Annotated in this window: 10 protein-coding genes; 7 read left to right on the top strand and 3 right to left on the bottom strand. The window is 63.8% G+C overall.

Translation table 11 applies throughout. From position 1 onward, the window contains the following. Positions 1-80: 80 nt before the first annotated feature. The 3 genes from NDB2M4_RS05905 to purM all read right to left on the bottom strand — a co-directional run bounded on the left by NDB2M4_RS05905 (position 81) and on the right by purM (position 3,814). Complete coding sequence (locus NDB2M4_RS05905) at positions 81-1,355, bottom strand: porin (RefSeq protein WP_072371388.1); 1,275 nt, start codon at positions 1,353-1,355, stop codon at positions 81-83. 194 nt (positions 1,356-1,549) lie between these two features. After that, positions 1,550-2,236 (bottom strand): recombinase family protein, encoded by a 687-nt coding sequence (locus NDB2M4_RS05910; protein ID WP_072371390.1) that lies wholly within the window; start codon positions 2,234-2,236, stop codon positions 1,550-1,552. Between the two features lie 453 nt (positions 2,237-2,689). After that, a complete protein-coding gene (gene purM / locus NDB2M4_RS05915; protein WP_072371392.1) occupies positions 2,690-3,814 on the bottom strand; it encodes a phosphoribosylformylglycinamidine cyclo-ligase in 1,125 nt (374 codons plus the stop codon). 266 nt (positions 3,815-4,080) lie between these two features. Here purM and NDB2M4_RS05920 point away from each other — a divergent pair, with 266 nt between their 5' ends. The 7 genes from NDB2M4_RS05920 (at position 4,081) to NDB2M4_RS05950 (ending at position 12,662) form a co-directional block, all read left to right on the top strand. Continuing rightward, positions 4,081-5,169 (top strand): DUF2066 domain-containing protein, encoded by a 1,089-nt coding sequence (locus tag NDB2M4_RS05920; RefSeq protein ID WP_072371395.1) that lies wholly within the window; start codon positions 4,081-4,083, stop codon positions 5,167-5,169. A 96-nt stretch (positions 5,170-5,265) separates the two neighbouring features. Further along, positions 5,266-5,817: a CDP-alcohol phosphatidyltransferase family protein gene (locus NDB2M4_RS05925; protein ID WP_072371937.1), complete on the top strand. Its 552-nt coding sequence runs from the start codon at positions 5,266-5,268 to the stop codon at positions 5,815-5,817. A gap of 55 nt (positions 5,818-5,872) precedes the next feature. Continuing rightward, the gene (locus tag NDB2M4_RS05930) at positions 5,873-7,006 is read left to right on the top strand and encodes an AI-2E family transporter (protein ID WP_072371398.1); all 1,134 of its coding nucleotides are present in this window, start codon (positions 5,873-5,875) and stop codon (positions 7,004-7,006) included. Positions 7,007-7,050: 44 nt separating this feature from the next. Then, entirely contained in the window at positions 7,051-7,737 is a 687-nt protein-coding gene (locus NDB2M4_RS05935) for an HdaA/DnaA family protein (RefSeq protein WP_072371400.1), read from the top strand. 90 nt (positions 7,738-7,827) lie between these two features. Then, positions 7,828-10,026, top strand: coding sequence for an RNA degradosome polyphosphate kinase (locus NDB2M4_RS05940; protein WP_072371403.1), 2,199 nt, complete (start codon positions 7,828-7,830; stop codon positions 10,024-10,026). A 26-nt stretch (positions 10,027-10,052) separates the two neighbouring features. Then, positions 10,053-11,591 (top strand): Ppx/GppA phosphatase family protein, encoded by a 1,539-nt coding sequence (locus NDB2M4_RS05945; protein WP_072371406.1) that lies wholly within the window; start codon positions 10,053-10,055, stop codon positions 11,589-11,591. A 159-nt stretch (positions 11,592-11,750) separates the two neighbouring features. Further along, the gene (locus tag NDB2M4_RS05950) at positions 11,751-12,662 is read left to right on the top strand and encodes a DnaJ C-terminal domain-containing protein (protein ID WP_072371409.1); all 912 of its coding nucleotides are present in this window, start codon (positions 11,751-11,753) and stop codon (positions 12,660-12,662) included. Positions 12,663-12,678: the final 16 nt, after the last annotated feature.

A 12,678-nucleotide genomic window follows, 5' to 3' on the forward strand; every position in this document is an offset into this window, starting at 1 on the left:
CGACAAACGCGCATTCTGCAAACAAAAAAGGGCCGCCAACAATGGCGGCCCAAGTCGAGAGAGTAGGTTTGGTCTAGCGCTTAGAACTGGATGCGCGCGCCAGACATCAGCATGTCGAAGTCGTCGATGTTGACGAGCTTGTTGCTGGTGTCGGTGTAGTCGCCCTCGGCGTGGCGATAGATCAGGTAGAGATCCATCGACGCAGCCTCGATGTTCTGCACCACACCCGCGGCCCAGAAGTCGAGGTCGGCACCGTTCGAAACCTGAACGTTGCTGCTGTTGAACCCGGCGCCCGCGTCATCGTGACGGAACTCGCCGAAGAGCGTGGTCGTGCCGAGCGAGTGGAACTTGCGCTCGATACCGGCCTGGACCAGCCAGGTCGTGCTAGAATCTTCGGCGCCCGCACCCAGCGAGTCGATCGTCTGCTCGCCGTAGCCACCGTAGACATAGAGGCCGGTCGGCGCGTGCATCACCGTGCCGGCAGCGCCCCACCAGGTGCACTTGAAGTCGCCAGCAGGACCGCCGCACTTCGTGGCGGTCGGATCGGTGCTCTCGCCATAGCCGATCTTGCCGATCAGTTTGAACTCGTGGAGCTCGCCCTTGTAGGTCAGCGAGGTATCCCACATGTCGTCCTCGCCCCAAGACGCCGAGGCTACGAAGCCGCCGAACTCCGGCGAGTCGTAGCGCACGATGTTCTTGCGCGAGCTCTGGCCTGGCGTAGAGCCGTCCCAGCCACGCATGATGTCGGTCCAGTACAGACCGTAGCTGTTGGTCGCACTCTTGACCGTCTTGAACTTGCCCATCGCCACGGAAGCGGCCTGGGCGTCCGAGTAATTGCGGGTGTTGGCGCCGTCGGCATCGTCGAGCAAGTGATAGGTCGAGGTGCCTTCGAGGCCGACCGTGACCTTACCGTAGGTCTTGCTCTTGATGTACCAGTTGCTCTTGCGGAGCTTGAAGCTGCTGCTCTCGTTGTTCGAAGCATCTTGAGTCCACTTGTCGGACCCATTGCTGGCAATGCCGATTTCCATCGTGTAGCCGGCCTCGAGATCCTTATCGATCTTGGCCTTGCCGGCGAACTTGAAGCGCGACTGCTCCAAAGAGTTCGTTCCGATATAGACGTTGCTCTCCTTGCCGTCGTCCCAGAAGGTGACGGACTCGTTGACCCAGCCGGAGATTGTCAGGCTGACCTTGCGGTTGCCCTTCCGTGCCGTCGTCGCCTCGAGCTCGGCGACACGCTCTTCGAGATCGCTGCAGCAATCTCCACCGAGGTCTGCGGCTTGAGCGTTGGCTACGCCCAGCATCAGACCGCTAACGGCAAGGGCGGAGATCCACCCAGCCTTTACTCCCCCACTCATACCCAACTCCTACGCACTACGCTTCAACTGGCCTACGGCCAACGCAACTTGAACCTAATTACGCGACCATGCCGCCGAACGAGGACCCTGCCGGATCCGCGCTAGCCGAGGCATCGATAACTTGGGGATCAGGGGTGCGTAAACACTGATTCGGAATATGACAATTTATGACGCAATCACTTGGACGAATTGCATCACTGCGACGTCTTATTCCGCGGCCAATGGCCCTTCAGCATTCGCCGAATTGCTTCGGGATGAAACGGCTTTTTATTCGCGCCGACAAAGCCGACTTCAGCTAGCTTCGCGCTAATCTCGCGCAGAGTGACTCGCTCACCGCTGACGCGACTGGACTGGTAGATGCGCTTCGCCATCAGCGTGGCTTCCGGCTCGATATCCGCATAGCGACGCCGCCGCGCCGGACCCGTCGATGCGCGCCGTGCGCTGACAGTCAGTCGCGATGCGGACGACGCCGACGCGGCATCGAATTGTGCCGATGCAGCAAGGATTTTCCGCACTTCCGGATGTTCGTCAGACTCTGCAGCGAAGGCATCCGGGGCGTCGGCGGAAATGAGATCGATGCCACGTTCGCGCAACCGCTCGTAGCATACGATACGCTCGAAGCCGGTGTCCGACAGGAGGCTCGCGGTGCTGACGATAATTGTGCGTGCCGAATTCAAATCGACGCGCACGAGAAGATCGGTGAGCGCAGCAAGCGTCATTGCTGGAATGACACCGCCATCAATTGCCGTGCTTATTTCCGCGACGATTTCGAACCCGGAGGCAGCGGCAAAAGCCTGAATAGCACTTCGCTGAGCGACGCCGAAGCCTCGCCGCAAAAATGCCAGGGCAGGTTTCAGCTCCGCGCCGACTTTTTGGAGCATTAAACGGCTCGTTTAACGATCAAGCGGATAACGTGATTTCATCGCCCGTTTCTGCGCGCTCAAGCGGCAACCGCAGCCATTGGCTACAGGGGCAGCAGGGTACGCAAATACACTTCCCGTCGGCGAGGCTTCTAACAGCCCCCCTAATCGGCCTGACATTGCCTTTCCTACTTGGCCATGGCCTTACGGAATCCTTACCGATCGGTAAGGTTCGGAAGCGCCCGTCACGACCTGTCACACGAAGGAAAAAGCGCGAATTTTGCCGCCGCCGATCGGATGTGCGCGAGCAGCGGGAATCTCCTGCGTTTGACGGTTTTGTGAAATGTGGCGGCTGTTGCGTGCCAAGCACACAGGAGCAGGTGGTCTGCTCGGGTCCCAGCAATGCGCCGTAGCATGCACGACGTCGGCGCGCTCCTACCGCGGCAGCGCTCCGAGGCCGATTACACGTGATGATCAGGCGTAGCGCAGCGCGCCCGAATACTGAACCGCCCAGGAATCGCCCTTGCCCTTGGCGTCCGAGCGCTCGCCGCTCCCCGGCACGATCTCGCCGATGACGTAAGGCGCCTCGCCCCACTCCTGCATCAGCCGCACCAGCGCGTCCGCCTCGTTCCGGGCGACGACCATCACCATGCCGACGCCGCAGTTGAACGTCTTCAGCATCTCTTCGTCGGGCAGCCGGCCCGTCTTCGCCAGCCAACCGAACACCGGCAGAGCCACGAATGAGGAAAGATCCACTCGTGCCGCCACGTCGTCGGGCAGCACCCGCGGCAAATTCTCCGAAAGCCCACCGCCGGTGATATGAGCAAGCGCCTTGATCGGCCCTTGCGTGCCGCCGACGGCTTCGATCGCCGCCAGCACCGGCTTCACATAGACGCGCGTCGGCGCCAGCAGCGCTTCGGCCAGCGTCCGCCCGGGCTCGAATGGCGCTTCGGTCTCCCAGGCAAGCCCGCTTTCCTTAACCAAGCGCCGCACCAGCGAATAGCCGTTGGAATGCACGCCTGAAGCGGCCAGCCCGATCAGCATGTCGCCCGCGACGATATCGCTGCGCGGCAGGATTTCACCGCGCTCCACCGCGCCGACCGCAAAGCCGGCGAGATCGTAGTCGCCCGGCTGATACATCCCGGGCATCTCAGCCGTTTCCCCGCCGATCAGCGCGCTCCCGGCCTGCCGGCAGCCTTCCGCGATGCCCGACACCACCGCCTTGGCGGTCTCCACGTCGAGCTTTCCGCAGGCAAAATAGTCAAGGAAAAACAATGGTTCGGCGCCCTGCACGACCAGGTCGTTGACGCACATGGCGACGAGGTCGATGCCGATCGTCGCGTGCTGTCCCGTGTCGATGGCGATCTTCAGCTTCGTGCCGACGCCGTCGGTCGCTGAAACCAGCACCGGGTCGCGAAAACCCGCGCCCTTCAGGTCGAACAGCCCCCCGAACCCGCCGAGGTCCGTATCGGCCCCGGCGCGCCGCGTCGACCGCGCCAGCGGCTTGATCAGCTCGACGAGGCGGTTTCCCGCATCGATATCAACACCGGCGTCGCGATAGGTGATGGCCGGGTTGCGTTCCCGATCTGCGTCTGTCATGTGACCTCGGAACCCAACTTTTGCCGGCTTTACCTGCCGGAGATGCGGCGTCCTAGAGTGCTTCCGGAAAAGTGGGAACCGGTTTTCCGATAAGAAGCACGACAACACACAAGTCTAGAGCCTGTCCGCGTTTCAACGAAAAGCGGAAAGGCTCTAGCAGCTTAGGCGTCAGGTCGGCAACTCGCGGCGATTCTGCCGGCGAGGCAAGGCTGCAGAGCGGGGAGGGAAGTCGCGTGCCGGCCATCCGGTTGAAGATTGTGTGCACAATGGCCGCCATGGCCATTGTCTGGGCAGCGGCCAGCGCCGCTTCGGCCAGCGATGACGTGTTCACTGTCGGCAACTACCCTGTCGATGCCGAGGCCGCCAACGCCGTTGCCGCCAAGAAGCAGGCGATGAGCGATGGCCAGCAGGCCGCGTTCCACTCGCTTCTGAAGCGACTTGTGCCCGTCACCGACTTCGACCGTCTGAAGCGCCTCTCTAGCCTCAGATCGTCAGGCTTCCTCGAAGGTGTCTCAGTGCGCTCCGAGCGCAACTCGTCCACCCGCTATATCGCCAGTCTCGATTTCTCCTTCCGCGCCGACAGCGTCCGCTCCGTGCTGCAGCAGGAAGGCATCGCCTTCGTCGAAGAACAGGCGCGCGAGATCATTGTCGTGCCGGTGGTGCGCACCGCCGACGGCTTGATCGACACCGGCCCGGCCGCGCGCGCCTGGACCAACGCCTGGCGCGGACTTGACCTCGAGCACTCCCTGACGCCGTTCGCGCTGCAGGCGGTGAAGGGCGAAGTCCGCCCCGACACCCTCAAGACGGCCACCGAGGGCCGCGGTGCGGAACGCACTCTCGCCGGTGAGTACGGCTCGCCTTACGTGGTGCTCGCCATCGCCGATCCCGATCCGGCAACCGGACGCCTCAACGTCACGATGTCAGGCATCGATGCCGTCGGCAGCTTCAACCTCAAGCGCAGCTATCGCATCTTCGATGGCGACACCGCCTATTCGATGGAGCTCGCAGCCGTCGTCGGGCTTGGTGTGCTCGAAGGCCGCTGGAAGGCGACCAAGGTCTCGCCCGCATCCTCATCGGCCTATGCGCCGGCCTACTCGTCCGCAGGTTCGGGCGGGGGTGTTGCAGTCGCCATGCGCGCCCAGTATCAGAGCCTTGCCGAATGGAGCCAGATGCGTCGTCAGCTCCTCAGTCTGCCGGGCGTGGAGGACGTGCGCATCGAAGTGGAATCGGCCCGCGGTGCCGATCTCACCCTGCGCTTCCCCGGCGGCGCGCGCGAACTCGCCACGGCCCTTTACGGCAGTGGCCTGGCGCTGGAAAATGGCTCAGACCGTCTCATTCTTCGCTCATCCTATTAGGCCAGCGATAACGCAGCGGCGACAAGCGGCGAAATAACAACAAGGCGGAGCGCCTCGACGCGTCGCCAAAACAGGTGGACGCGCGTGGACCGGTTGCTGAACATCCCCAACATCATCACCGTGGGGCGAGTGATCCTCGTCCCGGTGGTTTTTTGGCTGCTCATCACCGGTCAGACGCAGGTCGCGTTTATCGTTTTCATCATTGCCGGCATCTCCGACGCCGTGGACGGCTACCTCGCCAAGACCTTCGGCTGGCAGACCGAGCTGGGCGCTTATCTCGACCCGCTTGCGGACAAGCTGTTGATCGTGAGCATCTTTCTGGCGCTCGGCGTTGACGGAAAGCTTCCCTTGTGGCTCGTCGTCGCCGTCGTCTCGCGCGACATCCTCATTGTCATCGCCGTCATTCTGTCGTGGGTGCTCGATCACCCCGTCCGTATCAAGCCGCTGATCGTCTCCAAGGCGAACACCGTCGCGCAGATCGTGCTGGCGGCGACAGTTCTTGCCGACGAAGGGTTCGGGCTCGGGCTCGGCTGGACGCGCTTTGTGCTGGTGTGGCTGACGGGCGCGCTGACTGTGGCGTCGCTCGCTGCTTACCTGCATAGTTGGCTGCGACACATGTCGGATGAATCGCCTGAGGCGGGCGGCTGAGGGACAGCGGCATCGCCAAGGGTTGGCCGATCGGCCGGACGAGAGGCTTTGAGCGATGCGCGTCGAACGTCAGGTCCTGTTCTGGCTCTCCGCCGGGCTCGTGCTCATCCTGCTCGTTGCCCTGCTGCGCGGCGTCATCCTGCCGTTCGTCGCCGGCATGGTCATCGCCTACTTCCTCAACCCGGCCGCCGACCGCCTAGCGCGCTGGGGGCTGCCGCGCGGCATCGCCGCCACCCTCATGGTCGCAGCCTTCGCCTGCATCATTGCCGCCGCGATCATCTTCCTCGTCCCCTTGCTGCTGACCCAGGCGCAGCAGTTCGCCGTCGCCCTGCCTGATGAGATTGCGCGGCTGCGCGGACTTCTCGAGGTCTGGGCGCGCGAGCGGCTGGGCACCCACTATCCGGAAGTCGCCGCAGGTCTCGACCGGAGCTCCAATACCATCGCCGAAAACATCACCAGCCTCGCTGGCTTCGTCGCCGGCTCGCTGTGGAGCCAGGGCCGGGCGCTGTTCGATTTCCTGTCGCTGCTGCTCGTGACGCCGCTCGTCGTCTTCTACATGCTGATCGACTGGCACCCGATGCTCGCCAAGGTCGATTCCTGGCTGCCGCGCGCACACGCCCCCACCATTCGCCGTCTGGCTTCCGAGGTGAACGACGCCGTCTCCGCCTTCATCCGCGGTCAAGGCACCGTCTGCCTCGTGCTCTCCGTCTACTATGCGGTAGCGCTGGGCTTGATGGGTTTGCGCTATGGCCTTCTCGTCGGCCTCGCCACCGGCCTCATGAGCTTCGTGCCGTTCGTTGGCTGGGCGCTGGGTTTCATCACCGCGACCACCATCGCGATCGTACAGTTCTGGCCCGACGCGGTGCCGATTCTCATCGTCGTCGGGATCTTCGCCGGCGCTCAGGTGCTGGACGCCGGGTTCCTTTCACCCAACATCGTCGGCTCCAAAATCGGCCTGCACCCTGTTTGGCTCATCTTCTCGCTGTTCGTGTTCAGCTACCTGTTCGGGTTCGTCGGCGTGCTCGTCGCCGTGCCGATCGCAGCCGCCGTTGGTGTGCTTGTCAGGTTCGCGCTGAAGATTTATCTCGCCAGCCCGCTCTACAGCGGCATCGCGCCGCCAGCCACGCTGACCGCTTTGCCCACAGCGACCGCCACGTCACCTACGCTCGAGAAGCCAGTTTCGCCGTAATCATCGGCAACACACCACCACCCGTTCACAACTCGCGAATATGAATGACCGCCTCTCCGCGCCAGCTTGTCTTTGATCTCGCCCACCGCCAGGCTTTGGGCGCCGAGGACTTTCTCGTCTCTAATTCCAACGCCGCCGCCGTCGAGATGATCGACGCCTGGCCTCGCTGGCCGCACCCGGCTTCCTTCGTTGCCGGCCCGCAGGGTTCCGGCAAGAGCCATCTCGCCAACGTCTGGCGCTTGCGTTCGGGAGCCGGCATCGTCGGCGCCGCCGAGCTGAGCGACACCCTGGTGGCCAGCCTGCCGGACGCCGCCGCCATCGTCGTCGAGGATATCGACCGGGGGATTGCCGATGAAAAGGTGCTCTTCCACTTGCTCAACCGGGCGCGCGAGAGCAAACTTTCCGTCCTGCTGACGTCGCGCGTGCCACCGGGCGAGCAGGAATTTCACGTGCCCGACCTTCGCTCGCGGCTGCGCGCGCTGCCGATGGTGGAGGTTCAGCCCCCCGACGAGGCGCTTCTCAAGGCGGTGCTGGTCAAGCTGTTCGATGACCGCCAGCTCTACGTCGAGCCCCAGGTGATCGACTATCTCAGCGTCCGCATGGAGCGTTCGATGGCTGCGGCAAGCAATATTGTCGCCGGCATCGACCGTTTGGCTCTGGCGACGCACAGGAAGGTGACGCGACCGCTGGCCGCACAGGTGCTGGCAGCGATGGGGGAAACCCGTGAGTAACGCGATTTAAATGCCGCCCGTGGCGAGCATGTCATATTTGTGACTTAGCGTCCCCGCGATCACAAACGACGCGGGCGAGGACAATTCACGATGGCCAGCGCGAGGAACAAAGTGCGCGAGAAGGCAGCGGTACGTAAATCTGCAGCAGCAATCGAGCCCCCGCCCGAGGGGCCCGCGCGCTTTTACAATCGCGAACTGTCCTGGCTGCAATTCAATCGTCGCGTCCTCGAAGAGGCGCAGAACGAGCGCCACCCCCTGCTCGAGCGCCTGCGCTTCCTATCGATCTCCGCGTCGAACCTCGACGAGTTCTACATGGTGCGCGTCGCCGGCATTTACGGTCAGGTGGCAGCGGGTGTGCAGACGCCTTCGCAGGACGGCCTCACGCCGTCGCAGCAGCTGCGCACCATCAACCGCTTTGCTGCCTCGCTCGTTGCCGACAAGCAAGCGTGCTGGCGCAGCCTGAAAACGGAGATGGCGCAGAACGGCATCCATATTCTCGAAGCCGGAGATCTGAAGCCGGCCGAGAAAGGCTGGCTGCAACGCCTGTTCCTCACACATATCTTCCCGATCCTGACACCGATCGCTGTCGACCCCGCGCACCCGTTCCCATTCATTCTCAACCGCGGCCTCACCATGGCCGTCGAGATGCTGCGCAGCTCCGACTCCAAGTCGATGAACGGCCTCATCCCGATCCCGAGCCAGCTCGAACGCTTCATCCGCCTCGGTGGCATGGACGCCGAGCACAAGGACCTGCGCTTCATCAAGATCGAGACCATCATCGGTCTGTTCATTTCCGAGCTGTTCCCCGGCTTTGAAATCAAGAGCCAGGGTGCCTTCCGCGTGCTGCGTGACAGCGAGGTCGAGATCCAGGAAGAAGCCGAAGACCTCGTCCGCTCGTTCGAATCCGCTTTGAAGCGTCGCCGCCGCGGCCACGTGATCCGCCTCGAGCTCGAAGCGGCAATGCCCAATCGCCTGAAGAAGTTCGTCATCGAGGAGCTGGAGGTCGGCGAGGACGCGGTCTTCATCAAGGACGGCCTGCTCGCGCTCGCCGACACCGCGCAGCTGATCGTCGCCGACCGGCCCGATCTACTCTTCAAGCCGTTCGTCTCGCGCTTCCCCGAGCGCATCCGCGAGTTCAGCGGCGACTGCTTCGCCGCCGTGCGCAAGAAGGACATCATCGTCCACCACCCGTACGAATCTTTCGACGTGGTGGTGCAGTACCTGCGTCAGGCGGTGGCCGATCCGAACGTCATGGCCATCAAGTGGACGCTCTATCGCACCTCGCGTGACAGCCCCATTGTGCAGGCGTTGAAGGAAGCCGTCGAAGCCGGCAAATCCGTCACCGCCGTGGTGGAGCTGAAAGCCCGTTTCGACGAGGCCGCCAACATTCGCTGGGCGCGCGATCTGGAAAACGCCGGCGTGCACGTCGTCTACGGCTTCATCGAGCTGAAGACGCACGCCAAGCTCGGCATCATCGTGCGCCGCGAAGGATCGGAGCTGGTCAGCTACTGCCACATCGGCACCGGCAACTACCACCCGCTCACTGCGCGCGTTTACACCGACCTTTCGCTGTTCACGACGGACCCGGCTATCGCCCGTGACGTGACGCGCATCTTGAACTTCGTCACTGGCTACGGCGAGCCCGCCGAGCTCGAGGCCATGGCTGCGAGCCCGCACGGCGTTCGCCAGCGCATCATCGCGCACATTCGCGAGGAGATAGAGCACGCCAAGGCCGGCCGCCCCGCCGCCATCTGGATGAAGATGAACGCCCTCGTCGACAGCCAGATCATCACCACGCTCTACGAGGCGAGTCAGGCCGGCGTCGAGATCGACCTCATCTGCCGCGGTGTTTGCTGCCTGCGTCCGGGCATCCCCGGTCTATCCGAGAACATTCGCGTAAAAAGCATTGTTGGCCGTTTCCTCGAGCATGCCCGTATTTACGCGTTCGGGCGCGGCCAGGGGTTGCCTTCCCCGAAGGCCGCCGTCTACATCAGCTCCGCCGACATGATGCCACGCAACCTCGACCGCCGGGTCGAGGCCATGGTGCCGATCATGAACCCCACCGTGCACGAGCAGGTGCTCGATCAGATCATGGTCGCGAACCTCAAGGACAACCAGCAGAGCTGGAGGATTTTGTCGGACGGCTCCTCGGAGCGCATTCATCCGGCACCGGGCGAGGAAGCCTTCAACGCGCATCGCTACTTTCTCACCAACCCGAGTCTTTCGGGACGTGGCCAGGCGCTCAAGGAGAACTTTCCACCCCGCTTCAGCATGCTGCACAAAGACTGACTTAAAAAGACGAAGCGGGGCTGCCTTTGACGAGCTTGGAGCGGTTGTTCGGCGAGCAAAACCGGGTGCACGAGCTCGAGCCCATAGGCGTTATCGATATCGGTTCCAACTCCGTGCGCCTGGTGGTGTACGAGGGCGCCGTGCGCGCGCCGACGCCGTTGTTCAACGAGAAGGTTCTCTGCGGCCTCGGTAAGTCCATCGCGTCCACCGGACGCCTCGGCACCGATGCCGTCGACCGCGCCCTTGCCGCGCTCTCCCGCTTTCGCACGATCACCCGCATCCTCGAAGTGAAGAACGTGCGCGCCTTCGCCACCGCCGCGGTTCGCGAAGCCGAAGACGGCGCTGACTTCATCTCTCGCGCCGAGAAGGCGCTCGGCCTGCGCATCGAGATACTTTCCGGCGAGCGGGAAGCGCGCCTCGTCTCGCAAGGCATCATGATGGGTTTCGTCGACCCGGACGGCATTGCCGGCGACCTGGGCGGCGGCAGCCTGGAACTGATCGACATTTCCGCGGACCGGACCAAGCAGGCCGTCACGCTTCCCGTCGGCGGTCTCCGGCTCATCGATGCCACGGGCAACAAGATCGAGAAGGCTCAGCCGCTCATCGATGATGCCCTGGCAAGCGTCCCCTGGATCGGCCAGGGTGCCGGCCGCCCGTTCTTCGCCGTCGGTGGAAGCTGGCGCGCCATCGCCAAGCTGCACATGGAGCAGACCAACTATCCGCTGCATGTCACGCACGGCTACGCCATCCCGACCATGGTCGCGATCTCCTTCTGCGAGTTCCTGCGCAAGACCAAGAAGCTCGCCGGTCTTTCCGGTTATGACGAGCTGGCCAAGGCGCGCCGCGAGGTGCTGCCCTACGGAGCCTTCGTCCTCGAGCGCCTGTTGAAAGCGCTCAACCCCAGCGAGGTGGTGTTCTCCGTCTTCGGCATTCGCGAGGGCCTCATCTACTCGCTGCTGCCCGCGCACGAACGCCGCAAGGATCCTCTGCTCTCGTTCTGCGCCGAATACGCCAGCCTGCGGTCGCGCTCCGTGGACCACGCCTGGGAGCTGTGCAAGTGGACCGACGCGCTGTTCGAGCCGCCCGGTCCCAAGGAAACGCCCGAGGAGCGCCGTCTGCGCTACGCCGCCTGCCTCATCTCTGACATCGGCTGGCGCGAACACCCCGACTACCGCGGCGAGCAGAGCCTCAACCTGCTCGCCCACTCCGGACTTTCCGGCATCGATCACCCTGGCCGCGTCTTCATGGCCCTGGCGATCTTCTATCGCCACGCCGGCGCCTCCCAGGAGCACGCCGACGACCTCTCCTCCCGCCTCAAGCTGCTCATCTCCAAACGGGCCCAGAAGCGCGCCCGCATCATCGCCGCCGCCATCCGCACCGCGCACATGCTGTCGGTCGGAGTGCCGGGCGTCATCGACGAAACCCCGCTCAGCTACGATGGCGACAAGCTCGTCCTCTCCATCCCCAAGGCCTATGCCGGCCTCGACGGCGAGCGCCTGCGCCGCCGCTTCGATACCCTCGCCCAGCTCGTGGAAAAGACCCCGGAAATCCGCATCGGCCGTTAACCGCTTCCTGCTCGCCACTTGCGCCACACCATCCGCAAACAATGCTTCTCTCCCCAGGTGTCAGCACCAACCCATTGTCACCGGCCTGCCGCCGCCATATTTCCTGCTAGACTGTGGCAGCTGACCGGGGGGTCGGCATAAGGGGACAGGACGTTCGCAATGGCCGATGATCCGTATGCAACCCTGGGCGTATCGCGGAACGCCTCGGACGAGGACATTCGGCGCGCCTTCCGCAAACTCGCCAAGGAATACCACCCCGACATTTCCAAGGGTAACGAGGAGCGCTTCAGGAAGGTCTCCTCCGCCTACGAGATCCTAGGCGACGCCGACAAGCGCCGCGCGTTCGACCGCGGCGAGATCGACGCCCGCGGTGAGCCGCGCCACCCAGGCTTCCGTCAGTATGCCCGCAATGGCGCCAGGGCAGGTGCCGGCGCCGGGGCGGCCGGCTTCGAGGAGTTCGGCTTCGGCGACATCTTCTCCGACATTTTCGGCGGCATGGGACGCGGCGGCGCTGCCGGCGGCCCCCGCTCCAATTTCTCCGCCAAGGGCCAGGACGTCCGCTACACCCTCGAGGTCGATTTCCTCGAGGCAGCGGCAGGCGCCACCAAGCGCGTCACGCTGCCGAGCGGCGGCATGCTCGATCTCAACGTGCCCGCCGGCGTCACCGATGGGCAGGTGCTTCGCCTCAAAGGCAAAGGCCAGCGCGGTGTTGGCGCGGCCGAGGCCGGCGATGCGCTGATTGAGATACGCGTGCGCCCGCATCCGCAGTTCAAGCGCGAGGACGACGACATCCTCATCGACGTACCGATCACGATCGACGAGGCAGTGCTCGGCGCCAAGGTCGAAGTCCCGACCATCTCCGGCCGCGTGCAGATCACCATCCCCAAAGGGACCAGCTCCGGCCGCGTGTTTCGCTTGAAGGGTAAGGGCGTCAAGGCCGCCGGCCGATCAGAGCCTGGCGATCAGCTCATCACCGTGCGCATCGTGCTGCCGGAGAACATCGACGATACGCTCGCCTACTTCTTCTCCGAGTGGCGCCAGAAGAACCACTACGATCCCGGTCGCAAATAGCCCGGCCCGCGCCGGC

Source organism: Hyphomicrobium sp. NDB2Meth4 (assembly GCF_900117445.1).
In the GTDB taxonomy this organism is placed as follows: domain Bacteria; phylum Pseudomonadota; class Alphaproteobacteria; order Rhizobiales; family Hyphomicrobiaceae; genus Hyphomicrobium_A.

What these genes read in the sequence shown, in the direction of transcription:
- NDB2M4_RS05905 (WP_072371388.1), bottom strand. Translation starts at nt 1,355, where the DNA reads ATGAGTGGGGGAGTAAAGGCTGGGTGGATCTCCGCCCTTGCCGTTAGC.
- NDB2M4_RS05910 (WP_072371390.1), bottom strand. Translation starts at nt 2,236, where the DNA reads ATGCTCCAAAAAGTCGGCGCGGAGCTGAAACCTGCCCTGGCATTTTTG.
- purM (WP_072371392.1), bottom strand. Translation starts at nt 3,814, where the DNA reads ATGACAGACGCAGATCGGGAACGCAACCCGGCCATCACCTATCGCGAC.
- NDB2M4_RS05920 (WP_072371395.1), top strand. Translation starts at nt 4,081, where the DNA reads ATGGCCGCCATGGCCATTGTCTGGGCAGCGGCCAGCGCCGCTTCGGCC.
- NDB2M4_RS05930 (WP_072371398.1), top strand. Translation starts at nt 5,873, where the DNA reads ATGCGCGTCGAACGTCAGGTCCTGTTCTGGCTCTCCGCCGGGCTCGTG.
- NDB2M4_RS05935 (WP_072371400.1), top strand. Translation starts at nt 7,051, where the DNA reads ATGACCGCCTCTCCGCGCCAGCTTGTCTTTGATCTCGCCCACCGCCAG.
- NDB2M4_RS05940 (WP_072371403.1), top strand. Translation starts at nt 7,828, where the DNA reads ATGGCCAGCGCGAGGAACAAAGTGCGCGAGAAGGCAGCGGTACGTAAA.
- NDB2M4_RS05950 (WP_072371409.1), top strand. Translation starts at nt 11,751, where the DNA reads ATGGCCGATGATCCGTATGCAACCCTGGGCGTATCGCGGAACGCCTCG.